Annotated in this window: 29 protein-coding genes; 17 read left to right on the plus strand and 12 right to left on the minus strand. The window is 68.5% G+C overall.

Annotated elements, in window-relative coordinates; all coding sequences use genetic code 11:
* Positions 1 to 148 precede the first annotated feature (148 nt).
* Positions 149 to 2083, plus strand: a complete 1935-nt coding sequence (locus ON21_RS35605) for a serine/threonine-protein kinase (protein ID WP_051020369.1) — start codon at positions 149 to 151, stop codon at positions 2081 to 2083.
* Positions 2084 to 2272: 189 nt separating this feature from the next.
* On the opposite strand, the gene ON21_RS05380 is transcribed toward ON21_RS35605, so the two are convergent.
* From ON21_RS05380 to ON21_RS05390, 3 genes are all read right to left on the minus strand, one after another.
* Positions 2273 to 3211 carry a patatin-like phospholipase family protein gene (locus ON21_RS05380; protein ID WP_039796254.1) on the minus strand — a complete coding sequence of 313 codons (939 nt, stop codon included), beginning with the start codon at positions 3209 to 3211 and terminating at the stop codon, positions 2273 to 2275.
* A gap of 133 nt (positions 3212 to 3344) precedes the next feature.
* Positions 3345 to 5150 carry an acetyl/propionyl/methylcrotonyl-CoA carboxylase subunit alpha gene (locus ON21_RS05385; RefSeq protein WP_039796225.1) on the minus strand — a complete coding sequence of 602 codons (1806 nt, stop codon included), beginning with the start codon at positions 5148 to 5150 and terminating at the stop codon, positions 3345 to 3347.
* 198 nt (positions 5151 to 5348) lie between these two features.
* Positions 5349 to 6266 carry a sulfurtransferase gene (locus ON21_RS05390; RefSeq protein WP_039796255.1) on the minus strand — a complete coding sequence of 306 codons (918 nt, stop codon included), beginning with the start codon at positions 6264 to 6266 and terminating at the stop codon, positions 5349 to 5351.
* Positions 6267 to 6433: 167 nt separating this feature from the next.
* Here ON21_RS05390 and ON21_RS05395 point away from each other — a divergent pair, with 167 nt between their 5' ends.
* The gene (locus tag ON21_RS05395; protein ID WP_039796226.1) at positions 6434 to 7210 is read left to right on the plus strand and encodes a helix-turn-helix transcriptional regulator; all 777 of its coding nucleotides are present in this window, start codon (positions 6434 to 6436) and stop codon (positions 7208 to 7210) included.
* Here ON21_RS05395 and ON21_RS05400 read toward each other — a convergent pair.
* The 3 genes from ON21_RS05400 to ON21_RS05410 all read right to left on the minus strand — a co-directional run bounded on the left by ON21_RS05400 (position 7139) and on the right by ON21_RS05410 (position 9937).
* Positions 7139 to 7771: a nucleoside triphosphate pyrophosphatase gene (locus tag ON21_RS05400; protein ID WP_039796227.1), complete on the minus strand. Its 633-nt coding sequence runs from the start codon at positions 7769 to 7771 to the stop codon at positions 7139 to 7141. The two genes, ON21_RS05395 and ON21_RS05400, sit on opposite strands and share 72 nt — an antisense overlap.
* A complete protein-coding gene (locus ON21_RS05405) occupies positions 7768 to 8094 on the minus strand; it encodes an acyl-CoA carboxylase subunit epsilon (RefSeq protein WP_373281102.1) in 327 nt (108 codons plus the stop codon). Before ON21_RS05405 ends, ON21_RS05400 begins: the two co-directional genes overlap by 4 nt.
* 202 nt (positions 8095 to 8296) lie before the next feature.
* Complete coding sequence (locus ON21_RS05410; protein ID WP_039796229.1) at positions 8297 to 9937, minus strand: acyl-CoA carboxylase subunit beta; 1641 nt, start codon at positions 9935 to 9937, stop codon at positions 8297 to 8299.
* 203 nt (positions 9938 to 10140) lie between these two features.
* Here ON21_RS05410 and ON21_RS05415 point away from each other — a divergent pair, with 203 nt between their 5' ends.
* Both ON21_RS05415 and ON21_RS05420 read left to right on the plus strand, forming a co-directional pair.
* Entirely contained in the window at positions 10141 to 10326 is a 186-nt protein-coding gene (locus ON21_RS05415) for a hypothetical protein (protein ID WP_039796230.1), read from the plus strand.
* Positions 10327 to 10353: 27 nt separating this feature from the next.
* A complete protein-coding gene (locus tag ON21_RS05420; RefSeq protein WP_039796231.1) occupies positions 10354 to 11154 on the plus strand; it encodes a biotin--[acetyl-CoA-carboxylase] ligase in 801 nt (266 codons plus the stop codon).
* A gap of 58 nt (positions 11155 to 11212) precedes the next feature.
* On the opposite strand, the gene ON21_RS05425 is transcribed toward ON21_RS05420, so the two are convergent.
* Complete coding sequence (locus ON21_RS05425; RefSeq protein ID WP_039796256.1) at positions 11213 to 12166, minus strand: acyl-ACP desaturase; 954 nt, start codon at positions 12164 to 12166, stop codon at positions 11213 to 11215.
* Between the two features lie 158 nt (positions 12167 to 12324).
* On the opposite strand from ON21_RS05425, the gene ON21_RS05430 reads away from it, so the two are divergent.
* The 3 genes from ON21_RS05430 to ON21_RS05440 are packed head-to-tail and all read left to right on the plus strand — an operon-like array spanning position 12325 to position 14868.
* Positions 12325 to 12870 (plus strand): PH domain-containing protein, encoded by a 546-nt coding sequence (locus tag ON21_RS05430; protein WP_039796232.1) that lies wholly within the window; start codon positions 12325 to 12327, stop codon positions 12868 to 12870.
* Between the two features lie 17 nt (positions 12871 to 12887).
* Complete coding sequence (locus ON21_RS05435) at positions 12888 to 13565, plus strand: response regulator transcription factor (RefSeq protein WP_039796233.1); 678 nt, start codon at positions 12888 to 12890, stop codon at positions 13563 to 13565.
* Between the two features lies 1 nt (position 13566).
* Positions 13567 to 14868, plus strand: a complete 1302-nt coding sequence (locus tag ON21_RS05440) for a sensor histidine kinase (RefSeq protein WP_039796234.1) — start codon at positions 13567 to 13569, stop codon at positions 14866 to 14868.
* A 1-nt stretch (position 14869) separates the two neighbouring features.
* Here ON21_RS05440 and ON21_RS05445 read toward each other — a convergent pair whose 3' ends face one another.
* The gene (locus ON21_RS05445; RefSeq protein ID WP_039796235.1) at positions 14870 to 15409 is read right to left on the minus strand and encodes a GtrA family protein; all 540 of its coding nucleotides are present in this window, start codon (positions 15407 to 15409) and stop codon (positions 14870 to 14872) included.
* A 39-nt stretch (positions 15410 to 15448) separates the two neighbouring features.
* Here ON21_RS05445 and ON21_RS05450 point away from each other — a divergent pair, with 39 nt between their 5' ends.
* The 9 genes from ON21_RS05450 to ON21_RS05490 all read left to right on the plus strand — a co-directional run bounded on the left by ON21_RS05450 (position 15449) and on the right by ON21_RS05490 (position 23986).
* Complete coding sequence (locus ON21_RS05450; protein ID WP_039796236.1) at positions 15449 to 16669, plus strand: 5-(carboxyamino)imidazole ribonucleotide synthase; 1221 nt, start codon at positions 15449 to 15451, stop codon at positions 16667 to 16669.
* Entirely contained in the window at positions 16662 to 17177 is a 516-nt protein-coding gene (gene purE, locus ON21_RS05455) for a 5-(carboxyamino)imidazole ribonucleotide mutase (protein WP_169332672.1), read from the plus strand. The genes ON21_RS05450 and purE overlap by 8 nt, the downstream gene beginning before the upstream one ends.
* 49 nt (positions 17178 to 17226) lie before the next feature.
* Complete coding sequence (locus tag ON21_RS05460) at positions 17227 to 17922, plus strand: phosphotransferase (RefSeq protein WP_218004042.1); 696 nt, start codon at positions 17227 to 17229, stop codon at positions 17920 to 17922.
* A gap of 254 nt (positions 17923 to 18176) precedes the next feature.
* A complete protein-coding gene (locus tag ON21_RS05465; protein WP_039796238.1) occupies positions 18177 to 19376 on the plus strand; it encodes an NAD(P)/FAD-dependent oxidoreductase in 1200 nt (399 codons plus the stop codon).
* Positions 19377 to 19556: 180 nt separating this feature from the next.
* A complete protein-coding gene (locus tag ON21_RS05470; RefSeq protein WP_051020371.1) occupies positions 19557 to 20489 on the plus strand; it encodes an RNA polymerase sigma-70 factor in 933 nt (310 codons plus the stop codon).
* A 29-nt stretch (positions 20490 to 20518) separates the two neighbouring features.
* Positions 20519 to 21562, plus strand: coding sequence for a hypothetical protein (locus tag ON21_RS05475; protein ID WP_051020373.1), 1044 nt, complete (start codon positions 20519 to 20521; stop codon positions 21560 to 21562).
* 72 nt (positions 21563 to 21634) lie between these two features.
* Positions 21635 to 21799: a hypothetical protein gene (locus ON21_RS05480; protein ID WP_157170717.1), complete on the plus strand. Its 165-nt coding sequence runs from the start codon at positions 21635 to 21637 to the stop codon at positions 21797 to 21799.
* A 179-nt stretch (positions 21800 to 21978) separates the two neighbouring features.
* On the plus strand, positions 21979 to 22665 hold the full coding sequence (locus tag ON21_RS05485; protein WP_051020378.1) for a TetR family transcriptional regulator: 687 nt from the start codon (positions 21979 to 21981) through the stop codon (positions 22663 to 22665).
* A 163-nt stretch (positions 22666 to 22828) separates the two neighbouring features.
* Entirely contained in the window at positions 22829 to 23986 is a 1158-nt protein-coding gene (locus ON21_RS05490) for an acyl-CoA dehydrogenase (RefSeq protein ID WP_039796240.1), read from the plus strand.
* Between the two features lie 346 nt (positions 23987 to 24332).
* Here the strand turns inward: ON21_RS05490 and ON21_RS05495 are convergent, their stop codons facing one another.
* Entirely contained in the window at positions 24333 to 24554 is a 222-nt protein-coding gene (locus ON21_RS05495; RefSeq protein WP_039796241.1) for a hypothetical protein, read from the minus strand.
* Complete coding sequence (locus ON21_RS05500; RefSeq protein ID WP_051020375.1) at positions 24547 to 24741, minus strand: hypothetical protein; 195 nt, start codon at positions 24739 to 24741, stop codon at positions 24547 to 24549. The genes ON21_RS05495 and ON21_RS05500 overlap by 8 nt, the downstream gene beginning before the upstream one ends.
* A 30-nt stretch (positions 24742 to 24771) precedes the next feature.
* Here ON21_RS05500 and ON21_RS35610 point away from each other — a divergent pair, with 30 nt between their 5' ends.
* Positions 24772 to 26346, plus strand: a complete 1575-nt coding sequence (locus ON21_RS35610; RefSeq protein ID WP_083880408.1) for a recombinase family protein — start codon at positions 24772 to 24774, stop codon at positions 26344 to 26346.
* Here ON21_RS35610 and ON21_RS38135 read toward each other — a convergent pair.
* Both ON21_RS38135 and ON21_RS38140 read right to left on the minus strand, forming a co-directional pair.
* Positions 26335 to 26496, minus strand: a complete 162-nt coding sequence (locus ON21_RS38135; protein ID WP_157170718.1) for a hypothetical protein — start codon at positions 26494 to 26496, stop codon at positions 26335 to 26337. The genes ON21_RS35610 and ON21_RS38135 overlap by 12 nt on opposite strands.
* Positions 26477 to 26911, minus strand: a 435-nt coding sequence (locus ON21_RS38140; RefSeq protein ID WP_373281103.1) for a replication initiator, incomplete at its 5' end; no start/stop codon positions are given. The genes ON21_RS38140 and ON21_RS38135, both read right to left, overlap by 20 nt.

Genomic DNA, 26911 nt, shown 5'->3' on the forward strand with positions numbered 1-26911 from the left:
CGAGCCCACAGTGGTGTGCGGCGCGGGGCGGGGTTACGCTCCGAAGAAGGCCACTTCTTCGGCATTCGCGCGGTGACCTGCTGTTTTCCGTTGTCCGCGCGGCGGGAGGCCGGGTCGGCCAGATGTCAACGGCGACTGGAGGTTCGCGATGGGGGAGGTGCGATTCGGGAGTTACCGGCTGGAGCGGTTGCTCGGCAAGGGCGGTATGGGCCAGGTGTGGCTCGCCTACGACATGGTGGCCGCGCGACGGGTGGCGTTGAAGCTCTTGCCCGCCGAACTCGCCGCCGCCGCGGGATATCGCAAGCGATTCGAGCGGGAAGCCGAAGCGGTGGCACAGCTGCGCGATCCGCACGTACCGCGGATCCACCGTTTCGGTGAGATCGACGGCCGCCTCTACATCGACATGCAGTTCGTCGAGGGCGCGGATCTGGCGGGCAAGCTACTGGCCGAGGGACCGCTGCCACCGGCCGTCGCGGTCGGCGTCATCGGTCACGTCGCCGCGGCGCTCGATGTGGCGCACCGGCTCGGGCTGGTGCATCGCGACGTCAAACCGTCGAATATCGTCGTCCACCCCAGCGGCTTCACCTATCTGATCGACTTCGGCATCGCGCACGGGCTCGGTCAGACCGCCGTGACCACCACGGGCATGGCGATCGGCACCCTGGCGTACATGGCGCCGGAGCGGTTCACCGGGAAGGTGGACGGACGCGCCGACGTCTACTCGCTGGCCTGCGTGCTCTACGAGTGCCTCACCGGCTCCCGGCTCTACGGCGACACCGACCCCGCACAGCAGATGCACGCCCACCTGATGGTGACGCCGCCGCGAGCCGGCTCGATGCGCGCCGACGTCCCCGCCGCCCTCGATGCCGTCATCACCCGTGGTCTGGCCAAGGATCCGGACGAAAGATATGCCACCGCAGGAGAATTCGCCGCAGCCGCGCGGGCGGCGATCGGCATTCCCGACTCGCGAGCCGTGCCGCCGCCTGCGTCTGGTTCGGGCGATCCCTTGGTGCAAGGGAATCTTTCGCCGCGGGCGACGGAATCGCCGAGCGCGGCGGCACCGCGCACGCCTACCCCGACCAAAGTTCTGCCGGAGCCGGGTCCGACGCCGACACTGGTGGCGACCAGGCTCGACTGGTCCTCGGTCACCCCTGGGCCGATCCCCGCACCCAGCCGGGACATTTCGCAACCGGATCCGTCGGTGCGGGGATACCCCGGTCCGCCTGCGGTCCCCGGGTACCCCGCCGCAGGACCGTATCCAGCACGCCGACAGTGGTATCGAAACGCCCCGTATGGCGGCGGCCGGAGCGGACAGCCGGGTTGGCAGCACAGATTGCTCGCGCTCCAGGCGCGGGTGCTGCCCCCGAAGCCAGGTCCCGTCGCGTCGCCGTACCGGGCGCAGGCGCGCAAGGTCTTTCCAGCGGTCCCGCGTCCGGGGCAGCGGTCGATTCCGCAGCGGCGGCCGGGCGTCCCGATCCCTCGGCGTCGGCGGAGTCTGCTGTCGAAGGTGATCGGTGCGCTGATCGTGGTGTTCCTCGCGCCGTTCGCGTTCGCGGCCGGTTGCGTCGCGTTGATCGCGGCCGGAACCAGGGCCGGCGACTCCGGCACGCCCGCGCCGACGTTGCCGCCCGCGGCGGTGGCGGTGGAGCAGCCGGGACCGCCCGGGGACGACTCCACGGCCGATCCGGCCGCCGTGGCGCCGGTGGGCACACCCGTGCGCGACGGCAAATTCGAATTCGTCGTGACCAAGGTCGACGCGGGCGTTTCACGCGTCGGATTGCAGACGGCCGCCGGTTCGTTCCTGATCGTCACGCTCGCCGTTCGCAATATCTCCGACGAACCGAAGTGGTTCCTGCCGCTGGGCCAGCGCCTGCTGGACGCGCGGAACACTCCGTTCGACCACAACGCCACCGCCACCATGTGGCAGAACACCCGACAGCGCCTCGGCTACTCCTTCGAGCTGCGCCCCGGGCAATCCGCCACGACCCAACTCGTCTTCGACCTCCCGGCGACGGTCACTCCCGACCACTTGGAGTTGCACGACTTCGTTCTGTCCAACGGCGTCCGAGTCGCTCTCGGCTGAACGTCTTCGCGCAGCGGCGCCGTGCCGTTCCTGAAGCGCGCGCTACCGGCCCGAACACCTCACTGCCGGGCTGAGTGCGCCGCACGCCACCGCCGAGCTGATGGTCGCGACCCATCGCTCGGTCGCACCCGAGGCGTTGCAACAGCGTTTGTCGCTGTGCCTGCTGTGGACGAGAAGCGGCCGGGGCGGTCAGACGGCCGGGAGGACGGCGGAGAGCGCCGTGCGGACGGCTTCGCGGCCGATGCGCAGGCCCGCGGCCAACAGCGCGGTGTCCCGGGCGGCGCTGTCGATATCAGGGGAGCCGAGCGGCGGGTGGATCTGTAATACCGAGTCGCCGAGTTCGGCGAGCGCCCGGTCTTCGATGTCTTGCTGGCCAGGGCGTTCCAGCCAGGCCCGGTACGCGCCGGGGGCTACGGCGCGCATATAGCCGCCGCCGACGATCTGATGCAGGCGCGACGCGGGCGGGCGCCTTTCATCCACTCGCCGGGTGCGCAAGACCAAGGCGAGGGTGGCGCCCGCGCGGACCGCGCTGCGGATCGGCACGGTCTCGGAAAGACCTCCGTCGAAGAAGGCCGAGCCGCCCAGCGCGACCGGTGGCCCGGCCAGGAGGGGCAGGCCCGCCGACGCGCGCAACGCCCGCATGAGCGTCTTCTTGTCGGTGATGTGTGGATGCAGGTCGACCGCCTGCCCGGTCCTGATGTCGGTGGCGATCGGATGGAACGTCGTCGAGTTGGCCAGGATCGCGCCGAAGTCCATCGGTTCGATGCCGTCGTACACCTGGTGCACGAGATACCTCAGGTCGAACGCCGGTCGCCCACGCAGGAGCCGGGCCGGGTCGATGGCGCGGCGCATGATCGTGGGATCGGTCCATGAGCGCATGCCGGGGATCGCGCGCCCGCACAGCAGCCAGGCGCCGTTGATCGCACCGGCCGACGTGCCGTACACGGCATCGAATACCCCGGCGAGTCCGAGCTCCTCCAGCGCGGCCACCATGCCGCTGGAGTACACGCCCCGGCTGCCGCCACCCTCAACCACCAGCGCCAGACGGTGACCGTCGGCACGGCTGCCTGTGGCACGACGCGCGCGGATCACCTCCGCTACGGGGGAGAGGCTTGTCGAGCTGGTCACCGGATCACGATACGACACCACGGTATGCGTATCGGGTCCAGCGGCGTGACGACGGAGGGACCGCCGCGTGAACAAAGGAGCGGGCGCGGACCTCCTGGTCCGCGCCCGCTCGAATACCGGTCTGCGCCGGCTACTACTTGATCTCCGCCAGAACAGTGCCCTGGGTGATCGCCGCGCCCGCTTCGACGGACAGGCCGGTGACCACACCCGCCTTGTGCGCGTTCACCGGGTTCTCCATCTTCATGGCCTCGAGCACCACGATCAGATCGCCCGCCTCGACCGACTGGCCCTCTTCCACGGCGACCTTTACGACGGTGCCCTGCATCGGAGCGGTGACCGCGTCACCGGAGGCCGCGCCGCCGCCCGCGCCGCCGCGCTTGCGAGGCTTGGGCTTCTTGCGGATCACGCCCGCGCCGTTGCCCGCCGCCCCGCTCGCTCCGGCGCCGACGGTGAAGTTGCCCGGCAGGGACACCTCGACCCGGCGGCCGCCGACCTCGACGACGACCTTCTGCCGCGGCGCTTCCTCGTCCTCATCGGCCGGGGCGCCCGCACCGGTGAAGGGCTCGATGGTGTTGACCCATTCGGTTTCGATCCACTTGGTGTAGACGTCGAACTTCTCGCCGTCACCGATGAACGCCGGGTCCTCGACGATCGCCCGGTGGAACGGGATGACCGTGGCCAGACCGTCGACCTCGAACTCGGCCAGCGCGCGCCGCGCCCGCTCCAGGGCCTGCGTGCGGTTCTCGCCGGTGACGATCAGCTTGGCCAGCATCGAGTCGAACTGCCCGCCGATCACGCTGCCCTGGACCACGCCGGAGTCCACGCGGACACCGGGGCCGGTGGGCTCCTTGTACACGGTGACCGGGCCGGGGGCGGGCAGGAAGTTGCGGCCCGCGTCCTCGCCGTTGATGCGGAACTCGAAGGAGTGGCCGCGCGGCGTCGGGTCCTCGGTGATCTCGAGCTTCTCGCCGTTGGCGATGCGGAACTGCTGGCGCACCAGGTCGATGCCCGCGGTCTCCTCGGTGACCGGATGCTCGACCTGCAGCCGGGTGTTCACCTCGAGGAAGGAGACGGTCTCGCCCTGCACCAGGTACTCCACCGTGCCCGCGCCGTAGTAGCCGGCTTCCTTGCAGATGGCCTTGGCCGAGGCGTGGATCTTCGCGCGCACCTCGTCGGACAGGAACGGCGCCGGGGCCTCCTCCACGAGCTTCTGGAAGCGCCGCTGCAGCGAGCAGTCGCGGGTGCCCGCGACGATGACGTTGCCGTGCTTGTCGGCGATGACCTGAGCCTCGACGTGGCGGGCCTTGTCCAGGTACTGCTCGACGAAGCACTCGCCGCGGCCGAAGGCGGCGGTCGCCTCACGCACGGCCGAGTCGTACAGCTCGGGGATCTCCTCGATGGTGTGCGCGACCTTCATGCCGCGGCCACCGCCGCCGAACGCCGCCTTGATGGCGACCGGCACGCCGTAGGTCTTCGCGAATTCGACGACCTCGCTCGCGTCCTTGACCGGGTCCTTGGTGCCCGCGGCCATCGGGGCCTTCGCGCGCTCGGCGATGTGCCGCGCGGTGACCTTGTCGCCCAGGTCGCGGATGGACTGGGGGGAGGGGCCGATCCAGATCAGCCCTGCGTCGATGACGGCCTGGGCGAAGTCGGCGTTCTCGGAAAGGAAGCCGTAACCAGGGTGGATGGCGTCGGCGCCGGACTTCGCCGCGGCGTCGAGGATCTTGTCGAAGACGAGATACGACTCGGCCGAGGTCTGCCCGCCCAGGGCGAAGGCCTCGTCGGCGAGCTTCACGAACGGGGCATCGGCATCCGGCTCGGCGTAAACGGCGACGCTGCCGATACCGGCGTCCTTGGCCGCCCGGATCACGCGCACGGCGATCTCGCCTCGGTTAGCTACGAGTACCTTTGTGATCCGCGCGCTGGCATGGCTGGGCACTGAGCCTCCTGTGTGCATTCTTCTGGTCGCTTCGCCGGGGGGTGGGGTCGCTGTGCAGGCTCCGCTCCCGTAATCGACAAACTTACGTCTCGGCGAGTGTAGGCAGTCTGCCAACAGTCGCCGAACTCGGCTAGCCCTACTGAACAGTAGGTCGCGGATCACAACGTACGCGTCCAGCGTTTATGACCGCACCCGGCCCTACCTGCTCCGCGTGCGGCGCGACCCGCCGCGTGCGGGTATTTCGCCGGGCTCGTCTCCCGTGGCGATCGGCATTCGCACCGAGTTGCCCCACTCGGTCCATGACCCGTCGTAATTACGTACGCCGTGCCGCCCGAGCAGGTAGGTCAGGACGAACCAGCTGTGGCTGGATCGCGCGCCGACTCGACTGTAGACGATCACCTCCTGCGGGCCGGTCAATGCGCGGTAGACGTCGTCGAGCTCGGTGCGGGAGCGGAAACGTCCGTCGGCGGCGAGCGCCTCGGACCACGGGATGTTCGACGCGCCGGGAATGTGGCCGCCGCGCAATGCCGTGCCCTCGGGGTCGGCAGGCTGGAGCGCCTGCGCGCCGGAATACTCCTCCGACGAGCGCACGTCGAGCACCGGTTTGCCGAGGTGGGCGAGCACGTCCTCGCGGAAGGCGCGGAAGGTGCTGTCGTCGCGGCGCACGGCCGGATAGTCGCCGCGCACCGGGTAGTCGGGTTCGAACGTCGTGTCGCGTCCCTCGGAGATCCACGCCGCGCGGCCGCCGTCGAGCAGGCGCACATCCTCGTGCCCGAACAGGGTGAACACCCACGCGGCGTGCGCCGCCTGCGTGTTGCCGCGATCGCCGTAGATCACAACTGTGTCGTCACGATCGATACCTTTCGCGCGCATCAGTTCGGTGAAACGGGTTCCGTCGATATAGTCGCGCGTGACCGGATCGTTCAGATCGCTTCGCCAATCCAGTTTGGTGGCGCCCGGAACGTGCCCGATGTCGTAGAGCAGCGTGTCCTCGTTGGCCTCGATGATCTTGAGTCCCCGCGCGCCTATGTTTGCCGACAGCCACTCCGTGGTTACTAGTCGGTGAGGGTGTGCGTAGGAACCGAGTGAGGGATGAGGATCCGGAGCGACGGGCACGGTGTTGGGTCCTTCACACATGGGTGGACGGCGGTGGCGCGGTTCGAGGTCTCACAACGAGGGTAGTTGTGGGGCGACAGTGACTCTCGTTTCAGATCACAAATCGGATGAGGGCCGAATAAAGGGCACCTACATCCGATAAAGTCTCCCGGGAGGAGGGGTGAGCTATGTCCGATTCTTGGCCGCGGCGGCGACTGCTCGCGATCCTACGTGGCGCCAGCGAGCCTCTCGACGCCCAGGAACTGGCCAGAATCACCGGACAGCACGTCACGACGGTCCGGTTCCATCTGGACGTGCTCACCAGGGAATCGCTCGTCCGGCAGTTCCAACAGCCGCCGCGTGGCCGTGGGCGGCCGCGCATCGGATACAGCGCGGTGCAGCGATCGGTCGGCTATCAGGACCTGGCGCAGGTGCTCGCCGACCAGCTCGGCCCCGATCCCCGGCGCAGGGCGGAGGCGGCGAATGCGGCGGGCCATGCCTGGGGCAGCCGGCTCGACGTCGGTGACCATCGGGTGGAGTCGCTGGAGGACGCCAAGGACCTCACGATGACGCTGATGTCGGAACTTGGTTTCGCGCCCGAGCGCGACCCCTCCCCGGAGAGCGAGGGGAAGGTGCTCATCCGGATGACGGCGTGCCCGCTGCGCGAGCTCGCGCGGACGCACTCCGAAGTGGTCTGCGGCGTGCACCTCGGGCTGCTCGAAGACGTGCTGCACCGCAGCGGTGCGCAGGGGACCATCGACGTGCGGATGCATCCGTTCGTGGAGCCGGAGCTGTGCGTCGCCCGTCTGGAACTCATCGCGGCGCAGCGCGCCGAAGCCCGAGATGCCGCGAAGGCGCCCCCTGGCGGTGACGCAGAGGCGTTGACCACGCCGTCAGGCCGTATGGCCCCACAGCTGCGTAACGCCGATCCCAACATCGCCAAGCAGTCGGCGCAGCAGTGGTAGCCCGATGCCGATGACGCTGGACGGGTCGCCATCGATGCGGTCGACGAACCAGCCGCCGAGCCCGTCGAGGGTGAACGCGCCCGCTACCTGGAGCGGCTCGCCGGTCGCGATGTAGGCGTCCAGCTCGTCCGGCTCCGGCTTGGCGAAATGCACGGTGGTGCTGCTGCAGTCGACCGCCTCGGCGACGATCGCACCGTCGCGCATCCGCACCACGCAGTGACCGGTGACGAGATCCGCGCTGCGTCCGGCCATGTCGCCCCACCGGGCGCGCGCGACCTCGGGGGTGTGCGGCTTGCCCTGCAACTCGCCGTCCACGAGCAGCATGGAGTCACAAGCCACCACGACGCAATCGGCGGCGAACTCCGGAATCGCGGCGGAAACGGCGGCGGCTTTGGCGCGCGCCAGCTCCACCACGATTCCTTGCGGAGGAGTGCCCTCGGGAAGGGCGGCGGCGACCGCGTCCTCGTCCACGGCGGAGACCCGGACGATCGGGTCGATGCCCGCCGAGCGGAGCACCTCCCGGCGGGCCGGGGACGCGGAGGCCAGGATCAGCCGCGTCACCCGCGCAGGTGGGACAGCTGTGGGAAGGAGTACGGAGAGAACGGCGAAGCACCACGATGCATCAGCGTCGGGTGACCCCACATGTCCGGCGGGCCCGCGGGCCCGGCAGGCGCGGCGCTGTTCGCGGCGGCGGACAGCACGCATACCAGCGCGGCGAGTTCCTCGTCGGTCGGCGAGCCCTTCACGACACGGAAGAACGGCTCCGGGGTGGCCTCGGCGGATTGCGCCGCCGCGTTCGAGTCGGTATTCGCACCGGTCTCGTTCGCGATCGGGTCGACTGTGAGATCCAGTTCGACGGCGCTCAACACATCTTCTTCTGCCACGGTCGTCACAGTGCCAGGTCCTCTCTTCGCCCTTATCAGCGGAACTGATCAGGCTGTTCCCGTTTTCCGACAAGTTATGGATGAAGCAACCGTCCTCGGACGCACTCATTGCTTCTCTGCAACAAGCCGGTACTCGCCAGAGTAAGTGTTACCGAGACGGATGCCACCCTTTGTTGCGCGGCCTATCGTGGGTATCGCTCGCTCACAGCGGGATGTTGCCGTGTTTCTTCGGCGGCAGGGTCACCATCTTGCGTTCGAGCAGCCGCAGCGCGGAGACGATCTGGCCGCGGGTGTGCGACGGCGGGATGACCGCGTCCACGTAGCCGCGTTCGGCGGCGACGTAGGGGTTCACGAGCGTGTCCTCGTACTCGTTCTGGAGCTCGAGCCGCAGCGCATCGACGTCTCCGCCGTCCTTGGCGGCCTGCTGGAGCTGCTTGCGGTAGACGAAGCCGACGGCGCCCGAAGCGCCCATGACGGCGATCTGCGCGGTCGGCCAGGCGAGGTTCACATCGGCGCCCATGTGCTTGGAACCCATGACGTCGTAGGCGCCGCCGTAGGCCTTGCGCGTGATGATCGTGATTTTGCCCACAGTGGCCTCACCGTAGGCGTAGAGCAACTTCGCGCCGCGCCGGATGATGCCGTTGTACTCCTGCCCGGTGCCGGGCAGGAAGCCGGGCACGTCGACCAGGGTGATGATCGGGATGTTGAACGCGTCGCAGGTGCGCACGAAGCGCGCGGCCTTCTCCGAGGCGTCGATGTCCAGGCAGCCCGCGAACTGGGTGGGCTGGTTGGCCACGATGCCGACGCTGCGGCCGTCGACCCGGCCGAAGCCGACGATGATGTTCATCGCGCGCTCGGCCTGCACCTCGAGGAACTCGTCGTCATCGAGCAGGCGACGGATCACCTCGTGCATGTCGTAGGGCTGGTTCGGCGAGTCCGGGATGATCGTGTCGAGCTCGAGGTCCTCCTCGGTGAGCGAGTCCTCGATCGCGCCGTCGATCGGGTCGGTGGCCGGGAAGCGCGGCGCCTCGGCCCGGTTGTTGCTCGGCAGGTAGGACAGCAGGTCCTTGACGTAGTCCAGGGCGTCCTGCTCGCCGGAGGCGACGTAGTGCGCCACACCGGACTTGGTCATGTGCGTGTGCGCGCCGCCCAGGTCCTCCATGGTGACGTCCTCACCGGTGACCGTCTTGATGACGTCCGGGCCGGTGACGAACATCTGGCTGGTGCCGTCGACCATGACGACGAAGTCGGTCAGCGCGGGGGAGTACACGTGGCCACCGGCGGCCGGGCCCATGATCAGCGAGATCTGCGGGATCACGCCGGAGGCCTGGATGTTGCGATGGAAGATCTCGCCGTAGAGGCCGAGCGAGACCACGCCCTCCTGGATGCGCGCGCCCGCGCCCTCGTTGATGCCGATCAGCGGGCGGCCCGTCTTCAGGGCCAGGTCCATCACCTTGACGATCTTCTCGCCGTAGACCTCGCCGAGGCTGCCGCCGAACACCGTGACGTCCTGGCTGAAGATGCAGACGTCGCGGCCGTCGATGGTGCCGTAACCGGTCACCACGCCGTCGCCGAGCGGGCGGTTGTTCTCCAGGCCGAAGTTGACGCTGCGGTGGCGGGCCAAGGCGTCGAGTTCGACGAACGAGCCTTCGTCCAGCAGGGCGAGGATGCGCTCGCGGGCGGTCATCTTGCCCTTCGCGTGCACCTTGTCGACCGCGGCCTCACCCATCGGGTGCTTGGCCTCTTCCAGCCGATTCCGCAGGTCAGCCAGCTTCCCGGCGGTGGTGTGGATATCGGGGGCGCCCGCGGGACCTGATGCGGGCTGCTGCTGGACACTCGTCATGGCTTCGGAGTGTAACCAGTACCAGTGCGTCCTTCTAACCCAGACGGTGCTACCCGTCAGTAAAAACCGCAGCTAGATCAAATTTCCGACGCGAACTTCCTGGTCGGTAGCGAGGTCGGGAGGCGAAAAATGAGTATCGCCCTCCGGTCGGATCCGGATAGCCTGAGGGCGAACGATTTCCGGGCTCAGGGGAGGAGCGCGTCATGTGGGAATGGGGTAGTGCGGTCGCCGAATACGCCGCGGCGACGGCGTGGACGCGGACCACGGAGACGGCTCCGAAGTACGGGGAGCCGGAGTGCTGGACGGAGACCGCCGAAGGCGAGCCGGAGGGCGACGCGGGCATGGCGGCGCGCGACCCGCTCGTCTCCGGGTACGACCTGGCGGGGTAGCGCCCGCACGGCGAGTAGCCTGCCGGTGTGCAGAGGCCACCGTTGGATGCAGAGCAATTGCGGCGCAGTGCCGTCGAGTCGCCCGAGCTGTCGTTCTTCTCGCGGATCGACGTGGTGGAGTCGACCGGGTCCACGAACGCGGATCTGCTCGCGCGGGCGGCCGATCCGGCCGCCGACCGCGTGGTTCTGCTGGCGGAAACCCAGGTGCAGGGCCGGGGCAGGCACGCGCGGACCTGGGTCAGCCCGCCCCGGGCGCAGTTGGCGATGTCGGTGCTTGTGCGTTTGCCGGGTATCGGTCCCGCTTCGCTCGCCTGGCTGGCCCTGCTGACCGGCGTCGCCGTGGTCGACGCGCTGCGGACCACGGCGGGTGTGGCCGCCGAGCTCAAGTGGCCCAACGACGTGCTGGTCGACGGCCGCAAAGTCGCGGGCATCCTGGCGGAGGTCGCGGCGAGCGGGGGCGCGCCCGCCGTCGTGATCGGGCTCGGGCTCAACGTGAGCCTGACCGAGGAAGAACTGCCGGTGCCGCATGCCACGTCACTGACCATCGCGGGCGCTCGGCAGACCGATCGCACGGTGCTCGTGCGCTCGCTGCTGGCCGAGTTCGCCCGTCGCTTCACGGCGTGGCGCGACGCGGACTGGGCGACCGACGAGCTGGCCGCCGCCTACCGCGAGCGCTGCGCCACGATCGGCAACGAGGTCCGCGCCGAGCTGCCGGGCGGCCGGATGCTCACCGGCATCGCCGAGGGCGTCGACGACTACGGCCGCCTGCTCATCGGCGGCGAAGCGGTGTCCGCGGGCGACGTCACGCATCTTCGCGCCCAGTATTGAGCGCGTTCCGGCGAGTCGGCGGGTAAGGCCGCGTCGTGATCGGCCGAGCCGGCCCGCTTCAAACGGGCTGGGCGATGCCGCGCGCCGCGTCCCGGGCGAGCGCGCGATCGCGCTGCTCCTCGAATTTGATCACGTCCTTACCCAGCTTCTCGAGGAACTCGCCCAGCTCGTCGCGCGCCTGATCACCGCGCGGCCCCAAATCCGAGCGTTCGAACACGTTCCACTGCTTGAGCACCGGCTCGACGACCTCCTCCAGGTGCTGGCGCAGATCGTAGATGCCGTGCTTGGCCATCAGCACGCCGTAGCGACGGAAGTTGGGCATCCCCGCGCCGGGCATCAGGAAATTCTTGATGATCCTGGTGATCGCGGGCAGCGCTTGGTCGGGCACCAGGTCCAGCGCCGCGCCGCACAGCGAGCGATAGAAGATCATATGCAGGTTCTCGTCGGCGGCGATGCGCTGGAGCAGTCGGTCGGCGACGGGGTCGTCGCACGCCTTGCCGGTGTTGCGGTGCGACACTCGGGTGGCCAATTCCTGGAAGGTGACGTAGGCGACGCTCGCCAGAAATCCGCCCCAACCGTCCGGCGACTGGACGCCGTTGCTCATGTGGATCATCCTGGCCTCTTCCAGGGCGACCGGATCGACGGCGCGGGTGACCACCAGGTAGTCCCGGATGGCGATGCCGTGGCGGTTCTCCTCGGCGGTCCAGCGATCGACCCACCTGCCCCAGGGGCCGTCCTCGGAGAAGTTCTGCGCGATCTCGCGGTGGTAGGAGGGCAGGTTGTCCTCGGTGAGCAGGTTGGTGATCATCGCTACCCTGGCGACCTCGCTGAGCCGGGATTGCTCCGGAGCCCAGTCCACGCCGCCCAGGGCGGCGAAGTTGCGGCCCTGGCTCCACGGCACGTAATCGTGCGGATTCCACTCCTTCGCCATGGACAGGTGCCGATCGAGATTCTGTTCGGCCACGGGTTCGAGTTCGGCCAGAATTTGCAGTGGTGTCAGGTCTTTGGTCACGCGTTCCTCCACGGTCGTGATCGACGATGATGGTGAGCCGGGCGTTGCGCGATACAGACAGCACTGCGCGGAATCGTCACACGCAGACCTGCTGATTGTGCGGTAGAACGCGCTGCGTGTCAGCCGTTCCGGCATCTCGACGCGGTAGGGTTTTCGACATGGGTTATCCCGAGGATGTGCTGGCGCCCGATGAACGGTTGCTGCTGCATCGCCACCCGCATTGGAAGATGCTCTTCTGGCCGGTCGTGACGCTCATCGTTGCCACCGCTCTCGCGGGTTTCGCCGGGGGACTCGTTTCGCAGAAGGCCACCGGCTCCACCGCCTCGGCGCTGCTCATCACGGTGCTCGTGGTGTATGTGGCGATTCTGCTATGGCGTTGCGCCGTACCGATTATCAGCTGGAAGTCGACGCATTTCATCGTCACCGACCGGCGGGTGCTGGTGCGTCAGGGTGTGCTCACCCACAGCGGCATCGACATCCCGATGAGCCGGATCTCCAGCGTGCAGTTCCGGCACGGGCTGTTCGATCGGATGCTCGGCACCGGGACGTTGATCATCGAGTCGTCCTCCTCGGAGCCGCTGGAATACGACGACATCCCGGCGGTCCAGCAGGTGCATTCGCTGCTGTACCACCAGGTGTTCGAGGTCGAACGTCATCGGGACGGGCGCGACGAGCGCTGGGACGACCGCCGCAGCTACCGGTGAGCCCGTAACCTGGGCGTATGACCGCTGTACTGCTGGCCGAGGACGACGATGCCATCGCGGCTCCGTTGTCGCGCGCGCTCGGCCGCGAGGGCTACTCGGTGACCGTCGAGAGCTTCGGCCCCGCGGTGCTGCAGCGGGCCCTCGAAGGCGGGCACGACCTGCTCATTCTCGATCTCGGCCTGCCCGGCATGGACGGGCTGGAGGTGTGCCGTCAGGTGCGCGCCCGCGGCGCGGATCTGGCGGTGCTGATGCTCACCGCGCGCACCGACGAGGTGGATTTCGTCGTGGGGCTGGACGCGGGCGCCGACGATTACGTCGGCAAGCCGTTCCGGCTCGCCGAGTTGCTCGCCCGGGTGCGAGCGTTGTTGCGGCGCAGCGGAATCGGCGACGACACGGTCGAGGTGGGCGGCATCCGCCTGGAGCCCGCCGCCCGGCGCGTACTGGTCAACGGCGTCGAAATCGGTTTGGCCAACAAGGAATACGAGCTGCTCAAGGTGCTGATCGACCGAGCCGGTCAGGTGGTGCCGCGCGAGACCATCCTGCGCGAGGTGTGGGGCGACGCGGAGTTGCGCGGTTCCAAGACGTTGGACATGCACATGTCCTGGCTGCGCCGCAAGATCGGGGACGAAGGCCCCATGGCCGAACGGCGCATCGTCACCGTCCGCGGTGTCGGATTCCGGCTGAACACCGACTGACGTGCGCCGCCGGATCCTGCGTTCCATGCTCACCGTGCTGACTCTCACCACGGTGGTGCTCGGCGTGCCGCTCATCTACACGGCGTGGCTGTGGGTGGAGGACATCACGCGCAACGACCTGCAGAACCGGCTGGACCGGATCGCCACGGAGATCATCGCCCAGGAACGCGACGGTACGGTGTCCGGCGAGCTGGACATCCGGTCGGTGGCGCCGCTGGTGCCGGAGAACGGCAGGCTCACCATCGTCTACCCGTCCCAGCGGGACAACGCCGTCCGCCGCGACGTGGGGGTGGCCGACGTGTCCGACCCACTGGTCGAGTCGCTGTCGATGGGCAAGTCCGCGTCGCTGCGCCTGGAGGTGCCGTCCGCGCCGATGCACGCCATGCAGCGCCAGGCGGTCGCGGTGGTGGCGCTGGCGGTGCTCGCCTCGCTCGGCGCGGCGGTCTCGGTCGCGGTGGTCACCGCCCGGCGGGTGGCCGATCCGCTGCGGGACGTGGCGGCGCGCGCGGCCCGGCTGGCGATGGGGGATTTCCGGCCCGATCCGCGCAGGCACGGCATCGCGGAACTGGATCGCGTCTCCGACGTGCTCGACTCGGCGACGGTGGAGATCGCCGGACGACTCCAGCGCGAGCACGCCCTGGTGGCGGACGTCTCGCATCAGCTGCGCAGCAGGCTGACCGCCGTGCGGTTGCGCCTGGACGAGTTGTCCGCGCACGCCGATCCGGAGGTGGTGCACGAGGCCGAGGAGGCGATGGCCCAGGTCGACCGGCTCACCGACGCGATCGACGACCTGGTTCGCGCCTCCCGCGACGAGGACGCGGCCGATCGCGATCCGGTGCCCGTGATGGACGAGCTGCGCGGTGTGGTCGCCGAATGGAAACACCCGTTCACCGAGGCGGGCCGGACGCTGACGCTCACCGGCGACGAGTCGTTGCGCGCACCGATCACGGGTTCGCGGTTGCGCGAGGCGGTGGCGGTGCTGGTGGACAACGCTCTCATGCACGGCGGCGGGACCTGCACGGTGTCGGTGCGCTCGGTACGGCCTGGCGCCGATCGCGAGCCGCTGGTGTGCGTCGAGGTGGCCGACGAGGGCCACGGGGTGCGCGACGAACTGGCGCCGCACATCTTCGACCGGGGTTTCTCCGCGGGCGGGTCGACCGGTGTCGGGCTGGCGCTGGCGCGAGCGCTGGTCGAGGCGGACGGCGGACGGCTGGAATTGCAGCGGCGCAGGCCCGCGCTGTTCGCGGTGTTCCTCGGATCGAAGGCGCGTCCGGCCAACGCGGTGGTGGCCGAGCCGCGCTGACTCAGCTGCGGCCGAGTTCCTCTTCCACGAGGTCGACGAATTCCGCTTCGAGTTCGCTCATTTCGTCCGGGAAGACCCAGCGGCGCATCGCCCAGAAACGGAACGCCATCTGCAGCAGATTGCCGATGATGAAGGCGCTGACGAAGTCGGCGATGTTCTCGACCGTGAAGCTCACATTGGGTTGGCGCAGATCGAAGACGTAGCTGGAAATCCACAGCGGGGTGAAGGCCAGGACGACGCCGACGCCGCTGACGACGAAGAACAGCAGCGCTTCGTGATGACGTTCCCGCCCGCCGCGATTCTTGAACGACCATTCCCGGTTCAGGATGTAGGACGCGATCACGGCGATGACGCCGGAAATGATCTTGGCCGTGACCGGTTTCTCCGCGAGCACCGTCCACTTGAGTACGTAGAAGATGCCGCTGTCGATCACGAACGTGGTCGCGCCGACGATCGCGAACTTGATCAATTCCCGCTGCCGGTACGCGATATCTTGCAGCGGCTGGGGGAGGACGCTGACCACGTCGTCGACGAATGACACAAGACCGGAGTGTACCGGTCGCTGTCATTTGCGCCGGACATGACAATATTGTCCGACGTGAGCGCACGTTCCTTCGATCCATCGGCCATGCCCACCGTCACCATGATCGGCGGCGGTCAGTTGGCGCGCATGACCCACCAGGCGGCGATCGCGCTGGGCCAGCGGCTGCGCGTGCTCGCCGAGAACCCAGAGGACCCCGCCGCCCAGGTGAGTCCGGAGGTGGTGCTCGGCAGCCACACCGACCTGACCGCGCTGCGCAAGGCGGCGGTCGGCTCGCACGCGCTGACCTTCGACCACGAGCACGTCCCGACCGAGCACCTGGAGGCGCTGGTCGCGGAGGGCGTCAACGTGCAGCCGCCGCCGCAGGCGCTGGTCTACGCGCAGGACAAGCTGGCCATGCGCACCAAGCTGAGCGCGCTGGGACTGCCCGTGCCCGCGTTCACGCCGGTGACCTCGGTCGAGGACGCGGTGCGCTTCGGCGACGAGCACGGCTGGCGAATCGTGTTGAAGGCGGTGCGCGGCGGCTACGACGGGCGTGGCGTCTGGATGCCCGAGTCCGCCGACGCGGCCGCGGCGATCGTCGGCGATCAGCTCGCCCGCGGCGTCCAGCTGCTGGCGGAGGCGAAGATCGAACTGAAGCGGGAGCTGTCGGCGATGGTGGCCCGTTCCCCGTTCGGGCAGGCGGCGACCTGGCCGGTGGTGGAGACCGTGCAGCGCAAAGGGCAGTGCGCGGTCGTCATCGCGCCCGCGCCCGAACTGCCGGAGGACACGGCCGCCGCGGCGGAGACCATGGCGTTGCATCTCGCCGGGGACCTCGGTGTCGTCGGCGTCATGGCGGTGGAGCTGTTCGAGACCACCGACGGCGAGCTGCTGGTGAACGAGCTGGCCATGCGCCCGCACAACTCCGGGCACTGGGGCATGGACGGCGCGCGCACCGGGCAGTTCGAGCAGCACTTGCGTGCCGTGCTCGACTACCCGCTCGGCGACACCGCGCCGCTGGCGCCGGTGACCGTGATGGCGAACATCCTCGGCGCGCCGCAGGCCCCGGAGATGTCGATGGACGAGCGGCTGCACCATTTGTTCGCCAGGATCCCGGAGGCGAAGGTGCACCTGTACGGCAAGGGCGAGCGCCCCGACCGCAAGATCGGGCACGTCAACATCCTCGGCGACGACGTGGCCGAGGTTCGGGAGAAGGCCGAGCGGGCGGCGCACTGGATGTCGCACGCGATCTGGACCGACGGATGGGATCCGCATGAGTGAGGAACTGGCCATCGCCCCCGCGGTCGGCCTGATCATGGGCAGCGACTCCGACTGGCCGACCATGGAGGCCGCCGCGGAGGCGCTGGCGGAGTTCGGGATCCGGTTCGAGGTGGGTGTCGTCTCGGCGCACCGCACGCCGCAGCGCATGCTCGACTACGCGCGTTCGGCGGCTGGTCGCGGACTGAAGGTGATCATCGCCGGCGCTGGCGGCGCGGCGCACCTGCCCGGCATGGTCGCCTCCGCCACTCCGCTGCCGGTGATCGGCGTGCCGGTCCCGCTCAAGTACCTCGACGGCATGGACTCGCTGCTGTCCATCGTCCAGATGCCCGCGGGCGTGCCGGTCGCCACCGTCTCCATCGGCGGCGCGCGCAACGCGGGCCTGCTCGCCGCCCGCATCCTCGCCGCCCACGACCCGGCCCTGCGCACCCGCATGGAACAGTTCCAAGCCGGGCTCGAGCAGATGGTGCTGGAAAAGGACGACGCGCTGCGCACCAAACTGCTGGGCTGAGCGGCGAACGGTGCCCGAGGTCCCGTTGCGTGGGGGTTCGGTCAATGCCGTGGTGCGAGCCGGCGATACGGTTCGCCGCCGTCCTGCCGCGCGTGCCGACTTCGTACATGGGCTGCTCGCGTGGTTCGAGCGATCCGGCTGGGCGGGCGCACCTCGCTTGCTGGGCATGGATGAGCGCGGGCGCGAAATCCTCACCTACCTCGATGGGCACGTGCCGATCGATGGACTCCGTCCGGCGTCGACCGGCTCGCGCGCGGCCTTGGCGCGGGTGGCTGAGCTGATCCGCGAGTTCCACGATCTCACCGCGGGTACCGACCTCGTCGGAGAGGCGGAGGTGGTCTGTCACAACGATCTCTCGCCGAGGAACACCGTCTATCGGCAGTGCCGCGATGGCATACGGCCCGTGGCGTTCCTGGACTGGGACCTCGCCGCGCCCGGCCGCCGTATCCACGATCTCGCGCTTGCCTGCTGGCAGTTTCTCGACCTGGGCCCCGGTGTCGGCGATCTCCCCGCAACCGCCACCCTGCTGCGCCTGATGTGCGACGCCTACGGAACCGGCGAGCGCGCCGAACTCGTCGATACGGTGCTGTGGTGGCAGGAGCGCTGTCGGCATGGCATCGAAACCGCCGCGGAGGCAGGCGAGCCCGCCATGGTGCGCCTTCGCGCGGGCGGCGTTCCTGAACGCATTCACGCCGCACACCGGTGGGTCACCGAGCATCGCGTCGAGCTGGAAGCCGCGTTGTAGCGGATGTGGTCAATCGGCGGCACTGGTCACATGCCGAGATCTTGGCTGAGTTCCGCCAGTTGGTCCATCGCGGCTCGGCTTTTGGCCTCGGCTCGCGGCTTGCGGTGACGCCCGGCCAGCTGCTGCGGCAAGACCACTCGATGCCGGGTGGCGCTCCGCAGCGTAGCACTCGATAGTGATCTGCATCACATCATGTCAGGACGTTCGGGGAAGCGGTGTCTTGTGCTCGAGCCTCTCGGAGCGAAGGAGACACCATGAGCAAGAAGATCGATGTGGTCGTGATCGGTGGCGGGTATGCCGGTGTGATGGCGGCCAATCGCTTGACGCAGCGTGCGGACGTGCGGGTGACTGTGATCAATCCGCGCTCGTTGTTCGTGCCGCGGTTGCGTCTGCATCAGCTGGTGGGCGGGACGCACGATGCGGTCGTCGACTACACCGAAGTGCTGGCCGAGGGGGTCCGGCTGGTGGTCGACAGCGTGACACGGATCGACGCGGCGGCGCGCAGCGTGACGCTGGCCGATGGCGGCACGGTCGATTACGACTACCTGATCTACGCGGTGGGCAGTGGCAGCGCGGGTTCGACGGTGCCGGGCGTGGCCGAGTTCGCTTACCCTGTCGCCACTTTGGAGGCGGCGCAGCGGTTGCGATCGGTGCTTTTCGATACGCCGATGACGGCGGCGGTGACGGTCGTCGGAGGGGGCCCGAGCGGTATCGAGACCGCTGCCGAGCTGGCGGAGGGCGGTCGCGCGGTCACATTGGTGTGTGGTGGCGTGGTCGGCCCCTACCTGCACCCGAGGGCTCGGCGCACTGCCCGCAAGTACCTCGCCGAACTGGGGGTCACCGTGCTGGAGGGTCCGGATGCGGTGGTCGCGGCGGTGACGAGGGATGCCGTGGAACTCGGTGACGGCCGTAGGTTGGCGAGTCGGGTGACCATCTGGACCGCCGGGTTCGGTGTGCCGGATCTGGCCGCCCGCAGCGGGCTGAGCACGGACGCGGCGGGGCGGCTGCTCACCGATGAGACGTTGACCAGCGTCGACGATGAGCGCATCGTGGCGGCCGGGGATTCGGCGGCGCCGTCGGACCTGCCGTTCCGGATGAGCGCCTATGCCGCGGGATGCCTCGGCGCGCACGCCGCCGACACGGTACTGAACCGGATCGCGGGTGAGCACCCGGAGCCGATCGACCTGTCGTTCCCCGCGATGTGCATCAGCTTCGGCCGCAACACCGGGATCTTCCAGCTCGGCCACAAGAACGACACCGCGATGCCGCTGTACTTCAGCGGTCTCGCGGGCAAGAAACTCAAGGAGTTCGCCTGCCTCTCCAGCGTGAAGCACTTGGTGAACGAAGCGCGCAAGCCCGGCTCGCATCACTGGCCCAAGGACGGCAAGCACCGGCCCCAACTGCTGCAGGCCCAGCGTGGCGGCGCGCCGGTCGCCGCCGAGCAGGTTGCGTAGCAGCGCCGCAAGAAGTCGCCGGTCGAGCTACTTCGACCGGGCCGGGTGCGGCGGCGTCGTTCCCTCGCCGCCGCACCCGCGCGACCTCGGCGATCCGCCGACTGTGAGCGGTGACGAGCGCCGGGTCCGTGTATCGACCTTCCGATGAGCCGGATCGAACTACCAACAGAAGAGGACCTCATGGAAGCAACCAGTGGAGCCGGTGGGCAACGCGACAGTGGCGACCACGCCACCGCCGTGGCGACCGAAACGTTTCTCGCCCACCGCAACCTGCTGTTCACCGTCGCCTACGAGATGCTCGGATCGGTGGCCGACGCCGACGACGTCTTGCAGGAGACCTGGATGCGCTGGGTCGGCGTCGACGCGGCCCACATCACCGAGCCGCGTGCCTACCTGGTCCGGATCACCACCCGGCAAGCGCTCAACCGGCTGCGCTCGGTGAAGCGCCGCAGGGAGGCATACGTGGGCTCCTGGCTGCCGGAGCCGCTGCTCACCACACCGGATGTGGCCGCCGACGTCGAGCTCGCCGAAAGCGTGTCGATGGCGCTGATGCTCGTGCTCGAGACATTGACCCCGACCGAACGCGCGGTGTTCGTGCTGCGCGAAGCTTTCGGATTCGGCTACGACGAGATCGCGGCCGCGGTCGACAAGACACCCGCCGCCGTTCACCAGATCGCCCACCGCGCCCGCCGCCACGTGGAAGCCCGCCGGCCACGCCGCTCGGTCACGGCGCGCCAGGCCGAGGCGGCCGCCGAGGCGTTCCGGCGCGCGCTCGAGACTCGCGACGTGCAAGGACTGCTCGACGTGCTCGCCCCCGACGTCATCGCCATCAGCGACGGCGGAGGTATCAAACAGGCCACACCACGGCCGGTGCTCGGCGCCGAAAAGGTGGCCCGCTTCATCGTCGGCGGCCTCACCAAGAACGATGTCGCGCTCACCGTCGAATCGACCACGGTCAACGGCAGCCCCGCGCTGGCTCTGCACATGGACGGGGAGTTGGACGGCGTCCTCGCGATGCGCGTCGAGGACACCCGTATCACCGGCCTCTACTACGTGCGCAACCCGCAGAAACTGACCCACGTCGATTCGCAGACCCCGCTCACCCTGCGATGAACACCGGCCCCACCGTTCGAGGAGTAGACATGACCACGCGGGCGCCGCTCGCCGACACTTTCCCGTCCCGATGGCCGACGGTGGCCGGAGCGGTCGCCCTGCTCACGGCGATCGTCAGCGTGCTGCTCATCGCCTTCGCCTGGCCGTCGGCGCGGTCATCGGTGCACGATGTGCCGATCGCCGTCGCCGGTCCGGCCACCGCGGTCGCCCAGGTCCGCACGGCGCTCGAGCAACGGCTGCCGGGCGGTTTCGAGATCACCGAGGTCCCCGACACCGCGGCCGCGGAAACCCTGATTCGCGACCGGCGGGTGTACGGGGCGATCGATCTCAGCTCCGGCGCTCCCCAGGTCATCGTCGCCTCCGCCGCGAGCACCGCGGTCGCCCAGACCTTGCAGGGCATCGCGAGCGGCCTCGCGCAGGAAGGGAAGCCCGGCCCGGCGGTCCGCGACCTCGCCGCCCTGCCCGCCGACGACCCGCGCGGCGCTGGCTTGTCGGCAGGCGCACTGCCCCTGGTCATGGGCGGTCTGCTGGCCGCGGGGCTGCTGACCCGGCTCGTGCGCGGCACCGCTCGTCGGCTCACCGGAGCGCTCGCCTTCGCGGTCACCGGCGGCCTGGCCGTCGCTGCGATCCTGCAGTTCTGGCTCGGCTCGCTCAGCGGTTCCTACCTCGCCAACTCCGGCGCCGTGGCGCTGTCCATCGCGGCCACCGCTTCGGCCGTTCTCGGGCTGGAGGCGCTGCTCGGATACGCCGGGATCGGAATCGGCGCCGTGATCATGATGCTCATCGGTAACCCGCTCTCGGGTACCGCGACCGCACCCGCAATGCTGCCCGGCTGGTCCGGCGCGCTCGGCCAGGCGCTGCCGCCCGGTGCCGGTGGCCGGTTGCTGCGCTCCACCGCCTTCTTCGACGGTCGCGGAGCCACCCACGCGGTCCTCGTCCTGCTTGCCTGGCTCGCGCTCGGCGTCACGCTGTGCCTGGTCAGCGGGCTGCGCGCACGCCGTGCCGCCATCGGCGCGGAGAGACTTCGGGGTGTCGCAACGCCGGCCGACATGTCGGCAACCCTCGGGAGCTGACCAGACGAAGGGCATGCGGTCGATGCTTGTGCACGCTGATCGGCTGCGCGAATGAACGGGGTGTCGGTCAGCGTGTTCAGACCAGGGACCGACCACGGCAGCATCGGAGCCATCACGGTCGCCACGTCGGCGAGGGGCTCGTCGCTCGAGTCGGTGCTGCGATTTCTCACCCGCCATGCCGAGATCGGCCCGAACAACACGATCGGCGGGGAATCCAGCACGGCTCCGTTGCGGTAACGCGCGGCGCGCCCTGGTCACCGCGACGATCGCGGCGACGCCGGTTGGGAGCACGGTCGGTCTCGCCGAGACGCGGCCACTGCGATCGAGCACCGTCGACCTGGTGATACGGCGGCGGACCGCGAATGCTTCCGGTGTCGGGGACTCGCACTCCCGGCCGCTGACTACGGTGTGTGTTCGTGACTACAGGGGATATCGCTCGGACGCGGGGAGGCGACGACACCGCGCATTTTCGGCTGACGGTAGTGGATCAGGCGCTGCGGTTGTTCGCCGAGAAGGGGTACGAGGCGACGACCGTCGACGAGATCGCGGAAGCGGCGGGCATCTCCCGGCGCACGTTCTTCCGGCAGTTCCGGTCGAAGGAGGACGTGATCTTCGCCGACCACGAGTCGCAGCTGGCGCAGGCGGCGGAGTTCCTGGCCGCGTCGCGGGAAGACCCATGGGAGGCGGTGTGCTCGGCGGTGGTGCAGGTGTTCGAGCGGTTCACGCAGTGGCGGGAGATCGCGGCGCGGCGCTACCAGGTGGTCCGGCGGGTGCCCGCGCTGCGGGAGCGCGAGATCGTCACGGTGTTCCGCTACGAACGATTGTTCACCGACTACCTGCGTGAGCGGCTGCCGGACGTCCCCGATCTGGCCCGGGTGCAGTTCACCGCCGCGGTGACGGCGACGCACAACTATCTGCTGCGCCGGATGGTGCGCGGCGAGTCGGACGCGGGCGCCGCGGACCTGCGGATGGAGCTGGCCGCCATCCCGCGCGGCGCAGGGCGCGCCGCGAACGCCGACGAACTGGTCGTCGCCGTGTTTCCCCGCGACGTCTCGCCGAGGCAGATAGCAGACCTGCTGGTTCGCAAGCTGGGTACCCTGTGAGCCGGATCGAAGTGCGACCGATCTGACACTGAGTGCCACATCATTGGCCCACTTTATCGGCGTCCATGTGGGTATACTCGACTCATGAGTGGCACTGAGTGCCGATTCGCTGCTTTTGTCTGAGGGAAAGCGGCGCCCACCGACGATCAGGAGTGAAGGCCCCATGGCGGGAAACCCCGATTTCGACCTGTTCAAGCTCGAGGACTTCCACGATGAGCTGCGCGAAGCGATCCGTGCGCTCGCGGAGAAGGAGATCGCCCCGCACGCCAAGGACGTCGACGGCAACTCCCGCTTCCCGGAGGAGGCGCTGACCGCGCTCAACGCCTCCGGCTTCAACGCCGTGCACGTGCCGGAGGCCTACGGCGGCCAGGGCGCCGACTCGGTGGCCACCTGCATCGTGATCGAAGAGGTCGCGCGTGTCTGCGGCTCCTCCTCGCTGATTCCCGCGGTCAACAAGCTCGGCACCATGGGCCTGATCCTGAACGGCTCCGAGGAGCTGAAGCAGAAGGTGCTGCCGGACATCGTCAACGGCGAGATGGCCTCCTACGCCCTGTCCGAGCGCGAGGCGGGCTCCGACGCGGCGGGTATGCGCACCCGCGCCAAGCAGGAGGGCGACGACTGGATCATCAACGGCTCCAAGTGCTGGATCACCAACGGCGGCAAGTCCTCCTGGTACACCGTGATGGCGGTGACCGACGCGGACAAGGGCGCCAACGGCATCTCGGCGTTCATGGTGCACAAGGACGACGAAGGCTTCGTGGTCGGCCCGCTGGAGCACAAGCTCGGTATCAAGGGATCCCCCACCGCCGAGCTGTACTTCGAGAACTGCCGGGTGTCGGGTGACCGCATGATCGGCGCGCCGGGCACCGGCTTCAAGACCGCGCTGCAGACCCTCGACCACACCCGCCCCACCATCGGCGCGCAGGCCGTCGGCCTGGCCCAGGGCGCGCTGGACGCGGCCATCGCCTACACCAAGGACCGCAAGCAGTTCGGCAAGTCGATCGCCGACTTCCAGAACACCCAGTTCATGCTCGCCGACATGGCGATGAAGATCGAGGCCGCCCGCCTCATGGTGTACACCTCGGCCGCTCGCGCCGAGCGCGGCGAGAAGAACCTCGGTTTCATCTCCGCCGCCGCCAAGTGCTTCGCCTCCGACGTGGCCATGGAAGTCACCACCAACGCCGTCCAGCTGTTCGGCGGCGCCGGCTACACCACCGACTTCCCGGTCGAACGCATGATGCGCGACGCCAAGATCACGCAGATCTACGAGGGCACCAACCAGATCCAGCGCGTCGTGATGAGCCGCGCGCTGCTGAAGTGAGGTTGTTGTAGATCGCCGGATGTTCGGGCGCGCCTGGCAACGCTTCTCAGGCCGTCTCCAGGCCGACGAGGAGCAAAGGCCGCCCGAACATCCTGCCGATCGCATCCCGCGCCCGCTCGCAGCTCGACGGCACGTGCGCAACCTGAACCCGAATCGCCGGGACGTTCGAATGCCTGCGCTCCGCCAAGGCCCGGAGTCAGCCCCATCCCGGGCGTGCCCCCTCTCTCGAAGCGATGCCGCCACGAGTGGCACATGGTTGCGGCAAAACGCGAGTGACCCTCTCGCTGGTGTGCCACTCGCGGACGCGTGTCGCGGACTTTGCCGGGGCGACGTCGGTAAGGCGCTGTCAGGGCTCCAGGTAGAGGCGTTCGCACGGGAGTCTGGGGTAGTCGTCGGTGGTGTCTGTGGATACTTCCACCGCGTCGTGCCAGTGGCGGGCGCGCCATTCCTGGACGAAAAGGCATGCGGCCGTTACGCAGGCGACGAAGTCCAGGCGGGCTCCGTGCCAGAACACCGACAGGTGCACATCCGGCTCTGACGGGATCGGGGAGACTACGCGGTCAGGCATATGCGATCACCCGTCGACCGCGCGCGAGCTTCGCGGCCACGCAATGGCGGATCGCCGCGACGACCACGCAGCCGGATGGGCGAAAGGCGGTGTCCGGTCGCGTAATCCACGCGCGGAACTTGGTCCCCTGGTCGGCAGGGCTCGGCAGCGCGATCATGCCGCCGTAGCGGATGATCGAGAGGTTCATTTAGGGGGGTAGGTGTCCTAACCTGGTGTTATGCCGATCAATCCGAGTGATTTTCCTGGTTTGGACGCGATCATTACTGCTCGCGTGTCGAAGGCGACGAAGCAGAAGGGGGAGCGGTCTCCGAAGGAGCAGATTGCGTGGGGACGGCAGGAGTGCGCTCGTTTCGAGTGGCCTGTTCGCAAGGTGATCGATGAGGGTGCGGTGGGTGCTACTCGTCATGCGCGTAAGCAGCGGCCGGGGCGTGCGGAGTTGCGTCGGGAGCTGGAAGCGTTGGCGACGCGTATTCGCCGGGGCGAAAGCCGGGGCGGGGTGTTGGTGAATTGGTCGTCGTCTCGGGCGAATCGGCGTTTGGGGGATCTGGCCGAGTTGCGGGAGTTGTGCGCGGAGTTCGGCGTGTACTGGTATTACGGCGGCGTGCTCTATGACATGAACGACCCCGACGACCGCAAACGGGTTGCTCAAGACGCGGTGGAGGACGAGCACGCACCCGAGCGCAACCGACAGGATACGATGCGCGCGCTTGCGCAAAACTTTCTGGATGGGAAGCCGCATGGCAAGGAGAGTTTCGGTTTCCAGATCGTTTATAAGCGTGGCCGGGCGATCGGGCGTGTGCCGTGCCCGACGAACGGGCCGATCTTCCGGGAGATGGCACGGCGTGCGTTGGACGGGGAATCGTTGAGCAGTATCGCGCGCTGGCTCTCCGCTGAGGGTGTGTTGATTCCGACGCATGACGATGCCATGCCGTGCGCGCGGTGTTCGACCAAAGACGGTCGCCGCGTGGTGGAAAAGGTCGATCGGCGCACTTGCGGGTGCCCGAAGGATTGGCGCACGCATTGGACCGGGATCACCGTGAGAGTGGTGCTGCTGCGTGAGGCGGCGGCGGGACTGCGCGCCCACACCGACGAGCAAGGCCAGCGGCGGACGGTGAAAGCCACGTGGGAGGGGTTGATTTCGGTCGAGGAGCACGAACGGTTGAAAACGCTGCTCTCCGACCCGCGTCGCGCCCCGGCACGCGGCAGCGCACACCGGTATCTGCTGTCGGGTATCGCGCGGTGCTGGAAGTGTGATGGTCCTATCGCCGGGCGTGCTCCGACGAAGCGGCACGGGTTGTATTACGTGTGCAAATATCGGAATTGCTTGGGTCGTAACGCTGCGCTGGTCGATGACTTGGTGGTTGAGACGGTGTTGCGCCGGTTGGAAGACCCGCAGTTGTTGCGTTCGCTCGCGCGCACTGATGCGGATGCCGTGGCCGCGTTGGCGGAGGCGAAGAAACTGCGCGCGGAGTACGAGAAGTGGTTGGACGAGGCGATTGACGCCGATCTGTCCCCGGCAGAGATCAAGCGGTACAAGGCGCGCAAGGAACCGGCGATCTTGGCTGCTGAGCGTCGCGCGCAAGCCAGTTTGCCGATGCCTCATGTCGTAGCCGCCGCAGGACCAGACGCCCGCGCGAAGTGGGACGACGAGGAGTTGACGCCACTGGAGGCCAAACGCGACATCATCCGGTCACTGCTGAGCATCCGGATACTGTCGGCGGTGGGTAAGCGCAAGGGGTGGGGAGTTGCCGCAGGCCCCGACACGATTGAGATCACCCGGCTAGTCGCGTGATCGGCGGTAGCCGCCGTTCCACCACCGCCGCAGCACCGTCAGCTGGTATTCGGTGAGTGGACCGGCGATGTCTTGCTGTACCCGATCCAGGTAGGCAAGTTCTTCGTCGGTCCACTCCTCACGACGCTGCCTACTGTTCGGCTGTCCCATCACTTGCCCGCTCGCTTGCCGAAACATCTACCGCGCCCGGTTGCGGCGAGTACCCCATCTCGCCGGTAGTCGGTTCAGGTGGATGCTGCGAAGCCAACAGCGCTTTCTCGTACTCCGCGCGCCACCCGAGCCGTTCGGCCACCGCGTGCATCAGCAGGTAAGCCCGTGACGGGATGCGAGTACCAGGAGCGACGGTGTTCCACGTGTAGCGGCGTGGATCGCGGGCGGGGCGGGTGATGCCGACGTGGGCGAGCAGTTGCCGAACAAACTCGATGCGGTCGGCTTTGTGGTCATCGAGGGTCTTGCCCGTCCACAGTTGCGAGCACAGCACCCGCCGCCCCGGTAGCCCCAGCGTGGTGCGCCGATGCGCCCGCCCCCGGCACTGGCCCGGTTGCATCCTCGATTTCGCGGCCTT

The sequence above is a fragment of the Nocardia araoensis NBRC 100135 genome, from assembly GCF_000308435.1.
Classification (GTDB): Bacteria; Actinomycetota; Actinomycetes; order Mycobacteriales; family Mycobacteriaceae; genus Nocardia; species Nocardia araoensis.